Source organism: Streptomyces sp. NBC_00461 (assembly GCF_036013935.1).
GTDB lineage: Bacteria > Actinomycetota > Actinomycetes > Streptomycetales > Streptomycetaceae > Streptomyces.
Genome location: NZ_CP107902.1, coordinates 7,834,984 through 7,853,874, shown reverse-complemented (window position 1 = coordinate 7,853,874; position 18,891 = coordinate 7,834,984). Strand labels below are relative to the sequence as shown.

The 18,891-nt window shown below is 72.5% G+C and carries 15 protein-coding genes and 1 pseudogene; 12 read left to right on the top strand and 4 right to left on the bottom strand.

The genetic code is table 11. The features are described 5' to 3' along the window. Positions 1-67: 67 nt before the first annotated feature. The 5 genes and pseudogenes from OG870_RS36390 to OG870_RS36370 form a co-directional block, all read left to right on the top strand. On the top strand, positions 68-256 hold the full coding sequence (locus tag OG870_RS36390) for an acyl-CoA carboxylase subunit epsilon (protein ID WP_266531621.1): 189 nt from the start codon (positions 68-70) through the stop codon (positions 254-256). A gap of 105 nt (positions 257-361) precedes the next feature. Further along, complete coding sequence (locus tag OG870_RS36385; protein ID WP_327691904.1) at positions 362-2,110, top strand: fatty acyl-AMP ligase; 1,749 nt, start codon at positions 362-364, stop codon at positions 2,108-2,110. Next, the gene (locus OG870_RS36380) at positions 2,107-4,038 is read left to right on the top strand and encodes an acyl-CoA dehydrogenase (protein WP_327691903.1); all 1,932 of its coding nucleotides are present in this window, start codon (positions 2,107-2,109) and stop codon (positions 4,036-4,038) included. The genes OG870_RS36385 and OG870_RS36380 overlap by 4 nt, the downstream gene beginning before the upstream one ends. Positions 4,039-4,105: 67 nt before the next feature. Continuing rightward, the gene (locus OG870_RS36375; RefSeq protein WP_266531614.1) at positions 4,106-5,362 is read left to right on the top strand and encodes an acyltransferase domain-containing protein; all 1,257 of its coding nucleotides are present in this window, start codon (positions 4,106-4,108) and stop codon (positions 5,360-5,362) included. Between the two features lie 5 nt (positions 5,363-5,367). Beyond that, positions 5,368-5,988 (top strand): annotated as a pseudogene (locus OG870_RS36370) (4'-phosphopantetheinyl transferase family protein); the annotation flags it as partial. Positions 5,989-6,189: 201 nt separating this feature from the next. Here the strand turns inward: OG870_RS36370 and OG870_RS36365 are convergent. From OG870_RS36365 to OG870_RS36350, 4 genes are all read right to left on the bottom strand, one after another. Next, positions 6,190-6,801: a response regulator transcription factor gene (locus OG870_RS36365; protein ID WP_266531679.1), complete on the bottom strand. Its 612-nt coding sequence runs from the start codon at positions 6,799-6,801 to the stop codon at positions 6,190-6,192. 50 nt (positions 6,802-6,851) lie between these two features. After that, a complete protein-coding gene (locus tag OG870_RS36360) occupies positions 6,852-8,093 on the bottom strand; it encodes a sensor histidine kinase (protein WP_266531612.1) in 1,242 nt (413 codons plus the stop codon). An 86-nt stretch (positions 8,094-8,179) separates the two neighbouring features. Further along, a complete protein-coding gene (locus tag OG870_RS36355; protein WP_327691902.1) occupies positions 8,180-10,456 on the bottom strand; it encodes a TOMM precursor leader peptide-binding protein in 2,277 nt (758 codons plus the stop codon). Beyond that, complete coding sequence (locus tag OG870_RS36350; RefSeq protein WP_266531609.1) at positions 10,453-10,758, bottom strand: hypothetical protein; 306 nt, start codon at positions 10,756-10,758, stop codon at positions 10,453-10,455. Before OG870_RS36350 ends, OG870_RS36355 begins: the two co-directional genes overlap by 4 nt. A 294-nt stretch (positions 10,759-11,052) precedes the next feature. On the opposite strand from OG870_RS36350, the gene OG870_RS36345 reads away from it, so the two are divergent. The 7 genes from OG870_RS36345 (at position 11,053) to OG870_RS36315 (ending at position 18,835) form a co-directional block, all read left to right on the top strand. Beyond that, on the top strand, positions 11,053-11,865 hold the full coding sequence (locus tag OG870_RS36345) for an AfsR/SARP family transcriptional regulator (protein ID WP_266531607.1): 813 nt from the start codon (positions 11,053-11,055) through the stop codon (positions 11,863-11,865). 67 nt (positions 11,866-11,932) lie between these two features. Then, complete coding sequence (locus OG870_RS36340; protein WP_327691901.1) at positions 11,933-13,522, top strand: acyl-CoA carboxylase subunit beta; 1,590 nt, start codon at positions 11,933-11,935, stop codon at positions 13,520-13,522. 256 nt (positions 13,523-13,778) lie between these two features. Continuing rightward, positions 13,779-15,044 carry a beta-ketoacyl-[acyl-carrier-protein] synthase family protein gene (locus OG870_RS36335; RefSeq protein WP_323179482.1) on the top strand — a complete coding sequence of 422 codons (1,266 nt, stop codon included), beginning with the start codon at positions 13,779-13,781 and terminating at the stop codon, positions 15,042-15,044. Further along, a complete protein-coding gene (locus OG870_RS36330; RefSeq protein WP_266531601.1) occupies positions 15,041-16,261 on the top strand; it encodes a ketosynthase chain-length factor in 1,221 nt (406 codons plus the stop codon). Before OG870_RS36335 ends, OG870_RS36330 begins: the two co-directional genes overlap by 4 nt. A gap of 148 nt (positions 16,262-16,409) precedes the next feature. Beyond that, positions 16,410-16,634, top strand: coding sequence for an acyl carrier protein (locus tag OG870_RS36325; RefSeq protein WP_266531677.1), 225 nt, complete (start codon positions 16,410-16,412; stop codon positions 16,632-16,634). Between the two features lie 169 nt (positions 16,635-16,803). Further along, complete coding sequence (locus OG870_RS36320; protein WP_266591055.1) at positions 16,804-18,597, top strand: acyltransferase domain-containing protein; 1,794 nt, start codon at positions 16,804-16,806, stop codon at positions 18,595-18,597. 40 nt (positions 18,598-18,637) lie between these two features. Next, on the top strand, positions 18,638-18,835 hold the full coding sequence (locus OG870_RS36315) for a DUF6059 family protein (protein WP_266531597.1): 198 nt from the start codon (positions 18,638-18,640) through the stop codon (positions 18,833-18,835). Positions 18,836-18,891 lie beyond the last annotated feature (56 nt).

Below are 18,891 nucleotides of genomic sequence, written 5' to 3'. Positions count from 1 at the left end.
CTGGTCCTCGGCTCGGTCGCGTTCGGGGCGCGAGGGCCGCTCAAGGTGTGGCATGCACGCTGTTTCCATGACCGACGAGACGCACATCACCGTGGTGCGCGGCCGGCCCGACGCGGCCGAACTGGCTGCGGTCACCGCCGTGTTGCTCGCCCTCGCGCGCCGCGGGCCGGAACCGGAGACGGAGACGAAGGCGGCGTACGCGGACTGGACCGTCAAGAACGCGAGCCATGGCTCGCCGCCCTGGCCGGGGAGATGACCCCGGGACCAGGACCCCATGTCACCGACACACGACAGCGGAACCCGACACCGGAATCCGATTGCAGAACCCGACAGCGGAATCCGACAGCGAAAGGGGAGGGCGTTGACCGGCCATCGGACATTCACCGACATCGTGCGCGGCAGGGTCGCCGAGTCACCCGACCGTGAGGCGCTGATCCTCCTCACCGAGTGGGACGGAGCACTGCGGCCCGAGACTCTCTCCTACGCCGAACTCGACCGGGCGGCGCGCATCGTGGCCGTCCGGATCGGGCGTCACGCGGCACCCGGCGAGCGCGTACTGATCCTGCACACCTCGCGCAAGCTGTTCGGCATCGCCTTCCTGGCCTGCCTGTACGCGGGCGTGATCGCGGTGCCCGCCGCGCCGCCCGGGGACCTGGGCCGGCACGACGAGCGCATCGCGGGCATCGTCAAGGACGCCGCCGCCGGCTGTGTGCTGACCTCGCTCGCCGAGGCTCCCGACGTCACCCAGCTGATGGCGCGCACCGGACACGGGAACATCACCTGCGTCCCCACCGACGCCGACGTCATGGACGTCACCGTCGCGGACGACGGCGAACCGTGGCAGCCGCCGCGGCAGGAGCCCGACGACGTGGCGTTCCTGCAGTACACCTCGGGCTCGACGCGCGAGCCGCGCGGGGTGATCGTGACGCACCGCGCGCTGCTCGCCAACCACCGCGCGATCCACGAGGCGCTCGGCACCGTACCGGGTGCCAGGATCGGCGGCTGGCTGCCGCTGCACCACGACATGGGCCTGGTCGGGCAGTTGCTGCACGCCCTGTGGCTCGGCGGCACCGCCGTCCTGCTCTCTCCCCTCGCCTTCGTCAAGCGCCCAGCCCACTGGCTGGAGACCATCTCGCGCTACGGCCTCACCGTCAGCGGCGCCCCCGACTTCGCGTACGACCTGTGCGTGCGCCGTGTCAACGACAGCCAGCTCGCCGGCCTCGACCTGTCCGGCTGGCAGGTCGCCGTCAGCGGCGGCGAACCCGTGAACGCCGCCACCCTGCGGGCCTTTCGTGAACGCTTCGCCCCCGCGGGACTGCGGCCCGAGGCGCTCGTGCCGTGCTACGGCCTGGCCGAGGCGACGCTACTGGTCTCCGGCGACCGCTCCGCCGGGGGGTTCGACACCCACAAGCTGCCCGCGCCGCCGGGCGCGGCAGGGGCCGTGGCCGAGGTCGTGTCCTGCGGCCGGGCCACCGGCGCGGAGGTGCGGATCGTCGATCCGGACACCCAGGAGCCGCTCGACGAGGGCCTGGTCGGGGAGATCTGGGTGCGCGGCGAGACGGTCTCCCGCGGCTACTGGGCGAGGCCCAGGGAGAGCGCCGACACCTTCGGCGGACGGATCAAGGACGGCGAGGGCGGCTATCTGCGCACCGGGGACCTCGGCGCCCTCGTCGACGGGCGGCTCTGTGTGACCGGCCGGATCAAGGACATGATCGTGGTGGCGGGCCGCAACCTCTACCCGCAGGACCTGGAGCGCACGGTGCGCGAGGTCAGCGCCCTGTTCGGCTCCGGCACCGCGTTCGGGGTGCCCGGCGAACGCGAACGCGTCGTCGTCGTACAGGAGTTGCGGGCCCGCAGCCGCTACGGCGTCGATCTGGCCGAACTCACCTCCAGCGTCCAGCGACGGCTCCACGACCAGTACGACGTGTCCGCCGGCGGAGTGCTTCTGGTGCGCCCCGGCACGGTCCGCCGCACCACCAGCGGCAAGCTCGAACGCGCCGCCATGCGCCGCATGTTCCTCAACGGCGAACTCACCGCCCTGCACCAGTGGGTCGACCCGGAGATCGAGCGGCTCATACGACGGGCTGCGCCGGAAAGGGGACTGCGATGACAGCGCCCCGAAGTGGCGCCGGGCTGTGTCGAGATGCGGCTCCACCGCGGGCCGCGACCGGCCCCCAGGAGCCCGCAGACGCCGAACGGCAGATCGCGGCCCTCCCCGCGGAGCACTCGGCACCCTCCGCGGAACGCACCCGCATCGACGCCCTGGAATCCGCCTTCGGCCCCCTCGACGACCCCGAGAACCCCTTGGGCGGCACGGCCCTCCTGGCCGCCGACGCCGCAGGCGAGCCGGTGCCCGGCGCCGAACAGGTCCTGGACGCGTTCGCCCTCAACAGCGAGTTCGTACCGGAGGAACTCGGCGGCCGTCTACGGCGCATGGACGTCCTCGGCCGCCTGCTGCGCCCGCTGTTCCGCCGGGACGCCTCCGTCGCCTTCGGCCACGGCCTCAGCTGCTTCTTCGCCGCCGTACCGGTATGGACCGCCGGCACCACCGAGCAGCAGCGCTTCGTCGCCGGGCTGCTGCTGGGCGGCGACCGGGTCGCCGTCGCACGGCACGAGGTGGCGCACGGCAACGACTTCGTCCGCGACGAGCTGACCGCCCGGCCCGTCGCCGGGGGCCTGTCCGTGAACGGCAGCAAGACGGCGATCGCCAACGCGGCGCGTTCCCGGGGCCTGGTGGTCTTCGCCCGTACGTCGGACGCCCCGGGCGGGGGTCGCAGCCACTCGGTGCTGGTGCTCGACCGCGCCGCCCTGCCCGCCGACCGGATCACCGACCTCGAACGGCACTCCACCACCGGTATGCGCAGCGCCGAGTTCGGCGGCCTGGCGTTCACCGACTGCACGGTGCCCGACAGCACCGTGGTCGGCGGGGTCGGCGACGGCTACGAACTGTCGCTGCGGTCCTCCCTGATGATCCGCGGCCTCATCCCGTCGATCGTGCTCGCGGGCGTCGACACCGCGCTGCGGACCGTGGCCGCCTTCGCCACCCGGCCCCGGAACGACGGCCGTTCCTCGCTCGACGTACGGCATGTGCGCGACGTGCTGACGGGGGCCTTCCTCGATCTGCTGCTCATCGACTGCCTCGCCCTGGTCGCCACCCGGTCGCTGCATCTGCTGCCGCGGCAGATGAGCGTGTACGCGGCGTCGGCCGCCTATCTGGCGCCGCGGCTGGCCGCCGAGACGATGGACGAGATGTCGGCGGTACTCGGCGAGGAGAGCTTCGCGGTGAGCGGGGCGTACGGCATGTTCCAGAAGCAGCTGCGGGACCTGCCCGTCACCTCGCTGGGCCACGCCGGCAGCGCGGGCCGGCAGGTCAGCATCCTGCCGCAGCTGCCGCACTTCGCCCGGCACAGCTGGTTCGCCGAAAAGGAGGCGCCCGCCGCGCTGTTCAGGCCCCAGGAGGATCTGCCGCCGTTCGATCTGCCGCGCCTGTCCCTGCTCGGCGACAGCGATCCGCTGGCCGCGACGCTGGTCGCGTGCACCGAGTGGCTGGAGTCGGCCGACGTCACCGTTCCGGGACGCGAGGACTGGCCCCTGCTTCGCTCGCTGGCACGCGGCTTCACCGGTGAACTGGCGGATCTGGCAAGGGCGTTCGGCGAGATCGACCCCGGCGACCGCGGGGCGCTGGGCAGCCCGCGCAACTTCGCGCTCGCCGACCGCTACACCATGGTCCTGGCGGCAGCCGGCTGTCTGGGGGTCTGGCGCGAACAGGCGCTGGCCGGCACCGACCCGTTCCTGGCCGATCCGGCCTGGCCGTCCGCGGTGCTCCACCGCCTGGGCCGCCGCCTCGGCCTGTCGCTGCCCGACTCGGTCGCCACCTGCGAACAGCGCGTGCTCGCGGAGGCCCTGGACCGCCTGCACGACCGCCGCAGCTACGACCTGTACGGCTCCGCACTCGCCCGAGCGACCCCGGGGGAGCCCGGGCACGCCCCCACGCCGCCCGGCACGCTGTCCCACCGCACCGGCCAAGTGCCCGAGTAGCGCCGCCACGAGGACCCGCTTCCCGCCGGCGGAGGTATCCACCCGCGCCCGAGATGGAGCACCGACCATGCCCGAACCACAGCACGACGACGCGCACGACGACTCGTTCGACGTGGCCCACCGCGAATGGCTCACGGAGCGGCTCACCCACTATCTCGGTGTGCCGGTGGACGAGAGCGTGCCCTTCCACGAGTACGGACTCGACTCGGTGGCCACCCTCAGCCTGTACGGCGACATCGAGGAGGAGTTCGGCCCGCTGATCGATCCCACGGACATCGCGGCCTACCCCACGGTGCGCGAGCTGGCCCGGTACATGGCGCACCGCGATCCGCGTCCGGCGGGCGGCGGCCTGGTCAGGGCGGCCTTCGCGTTCACCGGTCAGGGCTCCCAGCACCCGGGCATGACCTCCGGGCTCTACCGGGACTGCACCGGCTACCGTGCCCATCTCGCCGAGGCCGCCGCCGAGTTGCTGCCCTACACCGGGACGTCCGTGGTGGAGCTGATCCTCGGCAACGACCCGCGCATCCACCAGACCGCGTTCACCCAGCCCGCACTGTTCGCCGTCGAGTACGCCCTCGCGCAGACCCTCCGGGACGAGGGCGTGACCCCGGTCGCCGTACTCGGCCATGGCATCGGGGAGTTCGCGGCGGCCGCCGTCGCGGGCGCCCTGTCGCTGCCCGACGCCGCCCGACTGGTCGCGCTGCGCGGCGCCTTCATGCAGTACCTGCCCTCCGGCGGCGGCATGATGGCCACCTGTGCCGCCCCGTTCGAGGCGGCCGAGCTGGTCGCGGCCGAGCCCGGCGTCGGCATCGGCGCCATCAACGCCGCCAAGGCCACCGTGCTCTCCGGGGACCGCGCGGGACTCGAACGCATCCAGGAGCAGCTGGAGGGCCGGGGCATCGCCTGCCGCCATCTGACGGTGACCCACCCCTTCCACTCGCCTCTGATGGCGCCCATGGTGCCGAGGTTCGACGCGGTCGCCCACCGGGTGGCCGGCGGTCCGGCCCGGGTGCCGTTCTACTCCACCGTGTACGGCAGGCTGACCACCGAGCCGCTGTACGGGCCGTACTGGAGCGAGCAGATCACCTCCCCCGTGCGCTTCGCCGACGCCGCCCGGGCGATGCTCGCGCAGCAGACCCCGACCCATGTGGTGGAGATCGGCCCCCGGGTGGTCCTCACCCCGTTCCTGCGCCGGATGGGCGGCAACGACGGGCCGACCTGCCTGGCGGTGTGCCGCGGTCCGGAGAGCGACGCGGTGGACCTGGCCGGGGTGATCTCCGCGCTCGACGCCGGACCGCTGGCGGCGGCACTGGCCGGGGCGTGAACCCGATGACGCCGATCAGCCGTCCGATCGAGGCGCCGGGACCGGACGGCCCCTGGGAGCGGGTGCGCGACGAACTCGTGCGCGGCGGAAGCGTCCTGGTGTACGGCAGGATGCCCGGCTGGCAGCCGGACACCGGCACGGAACAGCTGCGCGCGCTCCTCGGCCGTGACTGGATCCGCTACGAGAAACTCGGCAGGGCCGGGATGCGGGAGCGCTTCCTCGCCTCCCGGCTCTTCGTGCGCTACACCGCCGCGGCGGCCCTGCGCACCCAGCCGCAGCTGGTGGACCTGGCGTATCAGCCGGGTGGGCGCCCCTATGTGCGCGGCCTGGACCAGATCGACATCAGCCTGAGCCACACCGACGAGACGATGGTCGTCGGCGTCACCCGCAGGGGCCGGATCGGGGTCGACGTGGAGCGCGCCGACCGCCGGCTGGCACACACCGGCTCCGAGGCACAGGCCTGCACCCCGTTCGAGAAGGGGCACCTCGACCGGGGCGGCGAGGGCGCCCGCAACGAGACCATGGTGCGGCTGTGGACGCTCAAGGAGGCCTACAGCAAGGCGCTCGGGCAGGGCCTCAGGTTCCGTTTCACCGAGTTCGGCTTCGCGCTGCACGGGCCGTCCGGCGCCCGTCTGGTCCGCCCCGACGGCACGGCCACCGAGGACGACGGATGGACGTTCGGGACCTTCGCCGTGGGCGGCCGCCATGTGGTGAGCGCGGCGGTGCACGACACCGGGTTCGGGGAGCTGGCCGACGTCTCGGTGGGCACGACGCTGGACGAGGGCCTGCTGGACGCACTGCTCGGGGCCGGGCCCGGCCGGGCCGGCTCAGGGAATCCAGCCGGCCTCCTCGGCGATGCGGATGGCGTCGACGCGGTTGCGGGCGCCGAGCTTGCCGACGATCGAGGTGAGGTAGTTGCGGACGGTTCCCTTGGTCAGATAGAGGCATCCGGCGATCTCGGCGGCGTCGGCTCCCCGGGCCGCGAGCCGTAGCACCTCCATCTCCCGGCGGGAGAGCGGATTGTCGGGGTAGTCCCAGGCCGTCAGGGCGAGTTGGGGGTCCACGACCCGTCCCCCCATCGCCACCGAGCGTACGGCGGACGCGAGTTGGTCGGGCGGGGAGTCCTTCAGGAGGAAGCCCGACACATGGGCCGACATGGCGCGGCGCAGGGTGCCGGGCTTGCCCAGGCTGGTGAGGATGAGGGAGCGGCAACTGGGGAGCTGTTCATGCAGCAGGGCGGCGGCCGTCAGACCGTCCATCCCCGGCAGGTCGACGTCGATCACCGCGACGTCGGGCCGGACCTCAAGTGCGGTGCTGACGATCGTGTCGCCCCGTTCCACGGACGCGATGACCCGCAGATCGGGTTCGAGTTGCAGCAGCGCGACCAGAGCGCCGCGAATCATGTGCACATCCTCGGCGAGAAGGATGTTGATGGACAGCACCTGTTACCTCCCCCAGGTAGCGGTGTCTCGTCTGATCAGGGGCCTGATCAGGCCACGGCTCTCTCGGTGCCGGGCCCGGCGGCGGCCGCGGCATTGCCGGCCTCCCCCTGATGCGGTTGGAGCGGTGCCCGTGCGTCGAGGCGGAACAGACCGTCCTCGTCGACGCCGGCCGTCAGTTCTCCGCCGATCTCGGTGAGCCGCGTCCGGAGGTTGCCCAGACCGCTCCCACCGCAGGAACGCGCGTCGGGCTTCCCCCCGTCGGTGACCCCGTCGTTGACCAGCGTCAGCAGAACCGTTTCCGTCCCGCTGGTGGCCCTGATCGTACATACCTCGGCCTTGCTGTGGCGGAGGATGTTGGTGACTCCTTCCCGCAGGGCCGTCGCGAGCACCGTGTCGACCACCGGGTGCAGCCGCTCGACGCGCATGTCGACCTCGACGCGGACCTCGGCCGACACCAGGACCTTCGCCGCCGAGTCCGCCTCGTCGCACAGCGACATGTCCCGGTAGCCGCGGGAGACGAGCCGGACGTCGGCCAGTGCCTGGCGGGCGACGAGGAGCAGGGACGTGGTCTCCTCGGCGGCCTGCTCCGGGCGGACGGGGATCAGCCGGCTGACGAGCTCGCCCTTGAGCGTCACGGTGGAGAGGCTGTACCCGAGCAGGTCGTGCAGGTCCCGTGCGAAGCGCAGCCGTTCCTGGGTCACGGCCATGCGTGCCAACCGCTCGCGGGTGTCGTGCAGTTCACGGACGAGGTCGGTCAGCCGGGTCAGGCCGTAGATGACGAGACCCGCCAGGGTGACGGAGATGAACACATAGCCGCTGTAGAGGACCCCCGAGCCCTTCAGCAGCGGGTAGAGCGGGGCGGCCGCCACGACGGCCCCGAACACCGGCCAGGCGACCGGGTTGGGCAGGGTGAGCAGGATGGTCGCTGCGAGCGGCCCCTGCATGCTGCCCCAGTCGAGTCCGAACCAGGCAGCGGGCAGATACGTCAGGACGGCCTGCACACCCAGGGTGACGAGCCGCCGCCGCAGCGGCCACGCGCGCGCGGCGGGAAGGGCGAGCGCGAACTGCACCCCGAACTCCAGCAGGACGACACCGACACAGACAGTCATCCGGGTGGCGCTCACCCCGCCCGTGTGGAGCACGTTGAGGATGACGATGAAGCAGTAACAGGTCAGCACGAGCAGGACGATGGTGCGGGCGAGGCGCGGGGCCATGGCCAGGTGGATCGCTGCCGGCGGGGAACTCTCGGCACCCTCGGTACTTTCCGTTCCACGGAAAGCGTCCGGCATCGTGACCTCCTACCCCGGGGACATGGCGAATCGCATGGTAGGGCTCACAACGGGATCGGGCCACCGATGGCTGTAATCAGCCGGATTCACACGAACAAAGGAATGGGGTTGAGGTCGCGGTGACCCGTCGCGTGCGGTTTGCGACCGAGGGTCACAGGGACCTCATAGAGTCGTCCGGGGGCGAACCTGGCCCAGAAGTGACGCATCCCGGGGACGATCACCTTGACCACGGGAAGCCGCACGTCAGGCCGAGTCTGATCGAGGACGAGCAGTTCCATGCCATGGCCGCGCACCAGGGCCTGGGCCACCGTGAGGTCGCTGAGCAGGTCGTTTCTCGGTTCGCACACGTAACTTGCGGGTGTACGGGGAGACTCGGCCCGGTCCGGGACCAGATATGGCTGATTCCGGGTGGTCGCCAGAGACCACCAGGAGGCCAGCTCCGGGTGGAGGGAGGCGAATTCGCCGCCCGCCCGCGGGTCCACGCCCGGTGGCGGGAGCAGCTGCGCCATCTCGGTCACCGCGCGACGCAGTGCCGTACGCGGGTCGAAGTGGGCGCCGAAGCCGAAGCAGATCTGCTGCGCCCTCCCGTCGTTGCGGCAGGAGACGGCCGCCATGACGGGGATGCCGAAGTCCGCGGTCAGGTCCAGCACCCACAGATCACGGCGCAACCTGCCGTATGCGGCGCGGACCTGGCCGAGCCAGGGTTCGTCGAAGGCGTCCAGGTCGACGCCGGGCAGCCGGCTGCGGTTGTACCACCACAGGGCGACCGCGTCGCGCTCGACCACCTCCAGGAACCCCTGGAGCGCCGCGTCCTCCAGGCTGCTGCCGGCCGCGTTGCCGTTGGAGTCCGCCCATGGCGCGGACGGCTGTCCGCCCGGGGCGGGGCCGAAGTAGAGCATCGAGGTGGGCAGCAGCCGGTGGGTGCCGGCGGTCATCGACCACACGGGGGTCCACTCCGTGGGAGCGTGCGGATCGAATGGCGGCGGAACCTGCTGGAACGCGGCGGCCGAGCGGTTCCAGCGCTCCCGCCGGGCGAACTGCCGGTCGGCGTACAGCTGGCAGGAGTTGGGGTGCAGCGCGCTGTCGCCGAGCCCGGCGAGTGTGTCGACGACGACTGGTTCGTCCCCGTGCCGGGTCGCGCTGTAGCGCTCGACCGCCTCGCACAGCGCGCCGGCCTCGGCCTCGGCCGGCGTGGTTCCCTTGCCGCCGCTGTGGCTGCGCAGCCCGTGCCGCAGCCCGGCGAGCGAGTCGGCGCGCAGGGCGTGATTGCGCCCGGAGACATAGCGGTTGAGGCCGTCGGGAGTGCCGGAGGCGGGCCGTACCTCGGGCACCACACCGGTGAGCGGATCGACGAGATGCCGGTAGCGGGTGAGCACGGCGTCGGGCGACAGGGCCCTGTGGCCGCCGCCGGCCGTGGCCGATTTCGGGCGGGAGGCGAAGGTCACCGGGCGCCGCACGCTCGCCGCCACCAGACCGGGATCGCCGCACTCGGGGCACTGGGGGCGCCGGGTCACCGGGTGGTGGCGGGTGCGCAGGGTGCGGGTGTCCAGAGTGCACAGGGCGCTCTGCTCGTCATGGCGCATCCCGGCGACCCACTTCATCGCCTCCAGGACGGCGCTCTGCAGTCCCAGCGCCCGTACGGACGCCAGGTAGGCGCGCGGCAGCGGCACCGGTCCCGGCAGTCCGAGCACCCGCTGGACCGGCGCCTGCGTGGCGCGGTGTCCGCGCAGCCGGTGTGCCAGGCAGGACCAGCAGGCCCGCTCGGGGGTGCCGAACACCGGGCCCACCCAGGCCTCGACGCCGCACGGCCTGGCGAGCAGCCAGGGCCGGCCCTCGGCCCGGTGCCGTGCGTCCACGTCGGCCAGTGCCGGGTCGAGGTAGTCGTCGCACACGACCAGCGTGAACGCGGCGGACGTCTCCTCGTCGGCCAGGGTCAGGCCGGAGGCGCGGCACTCCTGGTGGACGGGGCCGGGGTCCGTCCGGCCCAGCACGAGGACCTGCACCGGGGTGCTGCCCAGCGCCGCCTGGGCGCCCGCCCCGCTCAGGCCCGCGAGTTCCCAGTAGGCCTCCGCGGCGGCATCCGTCGACGGGGCGCGGTAGCCGATGAGTTCGGCCTCCGCGAGGGCGGCGATCGTCCGGCCCGCCGCCGGCGCGTCGACCACGCCGGCGGCCTCCAGGAAGACGGCCTCCAGGGTCCGGGTCCCGTCGAGCAGCGGGGCGAGGGCCTCGACGTGCGGGCCGTGCAGCGCGGTCGTACCGCGCTCCGACAGCAGATACACGGCCTCTCCGCCGACGACCTCGACGCGCAGGTGGGGCTTGAACCCCACCTGCCGTGCCGCGGAGGGCATGGGGGATCCGCTCATGCGGCGGGAGTCCCCGAGCCGGCGGCGGAGTGCTCCTGTCCGGTGAACCAGCTGTCGTAGCTGATGGACGTGTCCGGCCGGTCCAGGTCCTCCAGCACGAACGTTTCCCCTACGGCTGCCGCCAGGTACACCGGCTCCGCCGCCACGACCCCGAACTCCGCGAGGACCGACACCGGGTCGGCGAGGTAGCGCGCGGCCAGTTCCGGTTCGAGTCCCGCACGGGCCGTGAGGAGTGCGATGCGGTGGTCCTGCGAGGTCGCATGGGCCCGACGGGCCGGGGCGGGCATGATCAACGTGCTCATGGAACCCTCCAGAGTCCTGAGTGTGTTGAGAGGCGCTGCGAATCGGGAATTCGTTCGGCGTATCCCGCGACACCGAATTCTGGAGGGCGCTCTTCGAAGGCGCACAGTGCCGGGCTCACCATCGCGCTATGACATTTTCATAGGCCTCTTCATGAGTCGCGCACTGTGGCTGGAACCCGGCTCCTGCCAGGCTCTTGGCATGCTCGGGAGGCAACGACCGCGGCCCGCGGCCGACGGCACCGCCCAGGCGACACGGGGGCGTGCACCGCCCGTGCGAGACGGGAGAGTGATCACATGGACATCAAGATACTGGGGCGACTCACGGCCGAACTGAACGGAGTGTCGGTGGTGCCGACCGCCGCGAAACCGCGGCAGATTCTCGCCCTGCTCGCCCTGCAGACCGGACGCGTCGTCACCGTGCCGACGCTGATGGAGGAGATCTGGGGCGAGGACATACCGCGCAGCGCCGCCACCACCCTGCAGACGTACATCCTGCAGCTGCGGCGCAAGATCGCGGCCGCTCTGGAGGGCGACGCGACCCGCCGGCCCAAGGACATCCTCGTCACCCAGCACGGGGGCTACCTCCTTGAGGTGCAGCCGGGACAGATCGACGTACAGGAATTCGAGCAGCTGTGTGCCTCCGGGCGCGACGCGCACGAGGCGGGCGACCACCGCACCGCCGCCGAACTCCTGCGCAGGGCCCTGGCCTTGTGGCAGGGGCCCGCCCTGGTGGACGTACGCCTGGGCAGTGTGCTCGAACTGGAGTCCCTGCGGCTCGAGGAGGACCGGATGGCGGCCCTGGAGCGGCGCATCGAGGCCGACCTGTATCTCGGCCGGCACGCGGAGATCGTGCCCGAACTGCGCGTCCTGGTGGCCAGGCACCCCATGCACGAGAACTTCTGTGCCCATCTGATGACGGCGCTGCACCGCTCCAACAACGCGTGGCGGGCCCTGGAGGCCTACCAGCGGCTGCGTGGTTCGCTCGTCGAGGAGCTCGGCATCGAACCCTCGTCCCGACTGCGGCGGCTGCACCAGTCGATCCTCGCCGCGGACCCCGAGCTGGACCTGGAGGTGCACCGCCAGGTGCCCTCCTCCGCCGCCGGCTGACCCGGAAACCGGTCGGCCCCGGCGGTGTCTCGACCCGCGTTCGAGTCGCCGGTCCTACGTTCGGCCGATGACGATCCTCGACGACCTCACGGTCCCCTCAGTCGCCCCTGACCTGCGGCGAGCCGCCGCGGAACTGCGCCGTACCAAAGAGGAGGCGGGCCACGGCCCCGATCCCGAGGCCACCCGGCGACAGCACGCGAAGAACAAACTCACCGCCCATGAACGGCTGGTGGTCCTCTTCGACGAGGGCACCTTCACCGAGATCGAACCGCTGCGCAGGCACCGCGCCACCGGGTTCGGCCTGGAGGACAGGAAGCCGCACGGCGACGGCGTGGTCATCGGCTGGGGCCTGGTCCACGGCCGCACCGTCTTCGCCTACGCCCACGACTTCCGGGTGTTCGCGGGAGCGCTCGGTGAGGCCCACGCCGCCAAGGTGCACAAGGTGATGGACCTCGCGCAGGCGGCCGGAGCGCCGCTGGTGTCGCTCAACGACGGCGCCGGTGCCCGCATCCAGGAAGGCGTCACCGCGCTCGCCGGCTACGGCGGGATCTTCTGCCGCAACGTGGCGGCCTCCGGGGTCATCCCGCAGATCAGCGTGATGCTCGGCCCGTGCGCCGGGGGCGCCGCCTACTCGCCCGCGCTCACCGACTTCGTGTTCATGGTGCGCGAGACCGCCCAGATGTTCATCACCGGACCCGACGTGGTCCAGGCGGTCACCGGCGAGAGGATCACGCACAACGGCCTGGGCGGCGCCGAGCCGCACTCGACGGTCTCCGGTGTCTGCCACTTCGCGTACGACGACGAGACCGAGTGCCTTGAGGACGTACGGTTCCTGATCTCCCTGCTGCCGTCCAACAACCGGGAGTTGCCGCCCGCGGCGCCGTCCGGCGACCCCGCCGACCGGCGCACGGACGCCCTGTGCGACCTCGTGCCGGCCGAGCCGGGGCGCTCGTACGACATCCGCGCCGTCATCGGGGAAGTCGTCGACGACGGCGAGTACTTCGAGGTCCACGAGGCATGGGCACGCAACGTGGTGTGCGCGCTCGCCCGCCTCGACGGGCACCCCGTGGGCATCGTCGCCAACCAGCCCGCCGTGCTCGCCGGCGTGCTCGACATCCACGCCAGCGAGAAGGCCGCCCGCTTCGTCTCCACCTGCGACGCGTTCAACATCCCGCTGGTCACCCTGGTCGACGTACCGGGCTTCCTGCCGGGCGTCGACCAGGAGCACAACGGGATCATCCGGCACGGGGCGAAGCTGCTGTACGCGTACTGCAACGCCACCGTGCCCCGGATCTCCGTGGTGCTGCGCAAGGCGTACGGCGGCGCCTACATCGTCATGGACTCCCGCTCCATCGGCTGCGACCTGTCCTTCGCCTGGCCGACCAACGAGATCGCCGTGATGGGCGCCGAGGGCGCCGCGAACGTCATCTTCCGCCGGGAGATCAACGCGGCCGACGATCCCGAAGCGGTTCGGGCGCAGCGCATCAAGGAGTACCGCACCGAGCTGATGCACCCCTACTACGCCGCCGAACGCGGCCTGGTGGACGACGTCATCGAGCCGGCCGAGACCCGCTCCGTGCTGATCCGCTCGCTGGCGATGCTGCGCGGAAAAAAGGCCGAAATACCTGCTCGCAAGCATGGCAACGTCCCCACCTGAGCGGCCGTCGCCGCAGGTCCACGCGGACACGAGCGGCCGTCGAGGACCTGCACGTTCCATGGGCTTACCGGATACGGCGGCCTGTCACAAGCGGGCGGCCGTTCGGGCCGGTCGGCCGGGGCGAGAACCCACCCAGCGCGCCCCGGCCACCGAAACACACCCAGTGCTCCGGACGAAGGGATCGACAGTGCCCCGCACAGTTCCATCCGGCAGGGAGTGCGCGAAGCACCCCGCCCCGTCGAAGGCGAGGTAGATGATGCGTCGAGTTGCCATCACCGGACTGGGCGCCGTGGCCCCTGGCGGGATCGGCGTCAAGGAGTACTGGGACCTGCTCACCGCGGGCCGTACCGCCACCCGCACCATCTCCTTCTACGACCCCTCCCAGTTCCGCTCCCGGGTCGCCGCCGAGTGCGACTTCGACCCGCTGGCCGCCGGGCTCTCCCAGCAGGAAGCCCGCCGCCTGGACCGGGCCGCCCAGTTCGCGGTGGTCTCCACCCGTGAGGCGCTCGCCGACAGCGGCCTGGACACCTCGGCCCTCGACCCGGGCCGGATCGGCACCTCCCTGGGCAGCGCGGTCGGCTGCACCACCAGCCTGGAACGCGAGTACGCGGTGGTCAGCGACGGCGGCAGCAAGTGGCTCGTCGACCACGAGTACGCGGTCCCCGAGCTGTACCGGCACTTCGTACCCAGCTCGATGGCCGCCGAAGTGGGCCGGGCGGCGGGGGCGGAGGGACCCGCGGCGGTCGTCTCCACCGGCTGCACGTCGGGCCTGGACTCGCTCGGCCACGCGGTGGAGCTGATCCGCGAGGGCACCTGCGACGTGATGATCGCCGGCGCGACCGAGGCCCCGATCTCCCCGATCACCTCCGCCTGCTTCGACGCCATCCACGCCACCACCCCGCGCAACGACACGCCCGAGAGCGCCTGCCGCCCGTTCGACCGGACCCGCAGCGGTCTGGTGCTCGGTGAGGGTGCGGCCGTCCTGGTCCTGGAGGAGCTGGAGAGCGCGCGGCGCCGGGGCGCACACATCTACGCCGAGATCGCGGGCTTCGCCCAGCGGTGCAACGCGTTCCACATGACCGGGCTGAAGCCGGACGGCCGGGAGATGTCGGAGGCCATCGACGCCGCCCTCACCGAGGCCCGGCTGGATCCGACCACGATCGGCTACATCAACGCGCACGGCTCGGGCACCAAGATGAACGACCGCCACGAGACGGGTGCGTTCAAGCGCAGCCTCGGGGAGCACGCGTACCGGACCCCGGTCAGCTCCATCAAGTCGATGATCGGGCACTCGCTCGGCGCGATCGGCTCGCTGGAGATCGCCGCCTGCGCCCTCGCCATGGAACACGGAGTGCTGCCGCCCACCGCGAACCTGCACGAACCGGATCCCGAACTCGACCTCGACTACATCCCGTTGACCGCCCGGGAGAAGAAGCCGGACGTCGTTCTCAGCGTGGGCAGCGGCTTCGGCGGGTTCCAGAGCGCGATGGTCCTCGCGCGACCGGAGAGGAGCATCGCATGACCACGTCCACCGTGGTGACCGGACTCGGCGTCGTCGCGCCCAACGGCCTGGGCACCGAGGACTACTGGAAGGCGACACTGGCCGGCGAGTCGGGCATCGGCCCGGTCACCCGCTTCGACGCCTCGCGGTATCCGGCCGGGCTGGCCGGCGAGGTGCCGGGGTTCGTCGCCGAGGAGCACATCCCCAGCCGGCTCATGCCGCAGACCGACCACATGACCCGGCTCGCCCTGGCCGCCGCGGAATGGGCCCTGGAGGACGCCGGCCTCGACACCGGCGAACTGTCCGAGTACGGCATGGGCGTGGTCACCTCGGCGTCCGGCGGCGCCGTCGAGTTCGGCCAGCGCGAGCTGCAGAACCTGTGGAGCAAGGGCAAGGAGCACGTCAGCGCGTACCAGTCCTTCGCCTGGTTCTACGCCGTCAACACCGGCCAGATCTCCATCCGGCACAAGCTGCGCGGCCCGAGCGGCGTGCTGCTCACCGAACAGGCCGGAGGCATCGACGCGATCGGCCAGGCCCGCCGCCATGTCCGCCGTGGGTTCCAGGCGGTGGTCTCCGGGGGCGTCGACGCGGGCATCTGCCCCTGGGGCTGGGTGCCGCAACTCGCCTCCGGCCTGATGAGCACCGAGCCGGACCCGGCCCGCGCCTTCCTGCCCTTCTCCACCGAGGCGAGCGGATACGTACCGGGCGAGGGCGGGGCGATCCTGGTCGCCGAGGACCTGGCGGCCGCCCGCAAGCGCGGCGCCTCCCATGTCTACGGTGAGATCGCCGGGTACGCCGCCACCCTCGACCCGGCTCCCGGTTCGGGCCGCCCGCCTGGCCTGGCCAGGGCCGCCCGCACCGCCGTCGCCGACGCGGGGCTCACCCCCGCCGACATCGACGTCGTCTTCGCCGACGCGGCCGGTGTCCCGGACCTGGACCGGGCCGAGGCCGAGGCCCTGGCGGCCGTGTTCGGTCCGCGCGCCGTGCCGGTGACCGCCCCCAAGTCGATGACCGGGCGGCTGCTCGCCGGCGGCGCCGCCCTCGACGCGGCCACCGCCCTGCTCGCCCTGCGCGACGGGGTGATCCCGCCCACCGCCCACGTCGTCGAGGCCGCCCCGGACTACGCGATCGACCTGGTCACCGGGGCTCCTCGGGAGGCGGACCTGCGCAGTGCTCTGGTGCTCGCGCGGGGCCACGGCGGCTTCAACGCGGCGCTCGTCGTACGCCGCACCGCATGACCACGACCCCATGACCACCGCTGTGTGGCCACCGCTGTGTGGCCACCACTCCCGCCACCTGAGTCAGGCACCACTCACATCACCCAACGGAGGACCCACCGTGACCACCACCACGACCACGACCGTCACCCTGGCCGACCTGACCCGGATGCTGCGCGAGAGTGCCGGCGAGGAGGAGGGCATCGACCTGGACGGCGACGTCCTCGACACCCCCTTCCTTGAGCTGGGCTACGACTCGCTCGCTCTGCTGCAGGTCATCGGCGAGATACAGCGCACCTACGGCATCAGCGTCCCCGACGACGCGATCGTCGACGCCGAGACGCCGCGCGCGCTGCTTGAGCTCATCAACTCCGGCCAGGGCACCGCGGCCTGAGCCGGCCGGCGGGCCGCCCCGATTCCGGATCCCCCGCCGCGGGGGCGGCCCGCCCTCTCCTCCCGGCCCACCGGCCCCCTTCCCTGCCCCCACTGGTCCCCCCACTCCCCCTGGTTCCTACGGGACCTGGCCCCACCGGCCGCGGCTCGCGGCCCACGAGGAGGTATCCATGCCGCTGACAGCTGACAGCGCGGTGATCCGGAGGCTGATGGTCTGTCCGGGGCCCGCCGGAGAGGACAGGGCGCCCGTGCCGGCGTCGGCCGCCGCGGTCTCCGCGGTGCTGCGCGCCTTCGGCCGCGCCCCGCGTGACCTGCCCGTACGGACGGTCGTGTACGTCGGTGCGCACGCCCCGGACCCGGGGCTCGCCCCCGAGCACGAAGGCTTCGCGGTGCGGACGGCATCGGCACCGGGCCGCGCCCTGCGCCTCGCGCACGAGGAACTCCACAGCGGCATCGCGGACTTCGCACTCGTCGCCGGGTTCGACGAGCCCGAGCCCGGGACCATCACCGTGTACGCGCTCAGGCGGGCCGCGGAGGCCGTGGCCGACGGCGACACCGTCATCGGCGTGCTCGATCTCGCCGGCCCGGCCGATCCCGACGCGTCACCGCCGCTGAAGGCCCTGCGGCACGGTCACCGCGCCACCGATCCGGCACACCACCGGCTGCTGCTGTGGTCGGGCCGGGACGAGCGGGACGAACAGCGGGTGCGCGGCGAACTGCTGCCGCTGCTCTCGGGCCTGCACCACGAGGGGTTCCCGGCACTGCCCACCATGGTGCCGTGCGGCTCCGCACCCGGCCCGGTGCGCGGCGCCGTGGTCACGGTCGCCGCGCTGTCCGCCTCCGCGGTGCACAAGGCCAAGCCCGTCACCGTACGCACACCCAGGTCCGTCGCCCTGCTCTTCCCGGGACAGGGCTCCCAGCACCACGCCATGGCAGCCGGCCTGTACGGGCGGGAGCCGGTGTTCACCGCCGCCTTCGACGCGGCCCTGTCCCACATGGGCGACGAAGGCCCTCGGATCCGCGCGGACTGGCTCACCCGGGGCCGCCCCCTGATCCCCGTCGACGACGTACGCCGGGCCCAGCCGCTGCTCTTCGCGGTCGACTACGCCCTCGGCCGCATGGTGATCGGATGGGGGGTGCGGCCCACCGCGGTGCTGGGCCACAGCGCGGGTGAACTCGTCGCCGCGACCATCGCCGGTGCCGTCGCCCTGCCGGACGCCGTCGCCATGGTCCTCGAACGTGTCCGCCAGGCCGTGAAGATCCCGGCGGGCGGCATGCTCGCGGTCGCCGCGGACGAACGGCGGCTGCGCCCCTACCTCCGCGACGACGTGGCGATCGCCGCGGTGAACGCCAACCAGCAGACCATGCTGGCGGGTTCCGCCGAACCGCTCGCCGAGATCGCCGAGCGGCTGCGGGCCGACGGTCTGACCGTCGTCACCGTGCCGGCCACCAGCCCCTTCCACTCCCCCGCCATGGCCCCCGCGTCCGAGGCCGTGGAGGCCGCGTACCGCGACATTCCGCTGCGGCAGCCGACGCTGCCGCTCTACTCCGGATACACGGGGGAACTGCTGGGCCCCGACGAGGCGCTCAGCCCCCGCTTCTGGGCCCGCCAGATCACGGACACGGTGTATTTCAAGCAGGCCCTGGAGTCGTTGCTCGCCGCCGACGACATGCTGCTGATCGAGGCGGGCCCGCGGCAGACGCTCACCGCCTTCGCCCGCCGGCACCGTGCGGTCCGGCTGGGCGCCAGCGCCGCGATACCGCTGCTCCCGGGCCGCCCGGGCACGGCGGAGGCCGACCGCCAGTCGGTGCTGACCGCGGCGGCCAGGCTGTGGACCGAGGGACACGTCCCCGACCTGGTCGCGCTGTCCGGCCTGTGGACGTGGAGCGGCTCCGCGGACGTCGGCCGGGAGGACACGCCCGCCGTTTCCACCCCGCGTCTGGCCGCGGCGAGGACCTCATGAAGGGCCGTCAGCGATGAGGAGGGCGAGGAGGACGACGACAGTGCGCGTGCTGAGGGCGATCTACGGTGCGCTGGTCGCGGCGGGACGCATGTACGTGTGCATACCGGCGGCCGACCTGATTCCCCCGCCCGCGGACGTCCCGCCCTGGCACCCGGAACGCCTGCGCCCCGACGTGCCGTTGACGGAGTGCGAACGCGCGCTGGAGCAACAGCTCGCGCCGGGGCGGCAGGTGGCCTGAGTGGGCGATGCGTCGATGCCGGGGCGCGTGAGTGCGCCGGATCGGAGCCGTGTCCT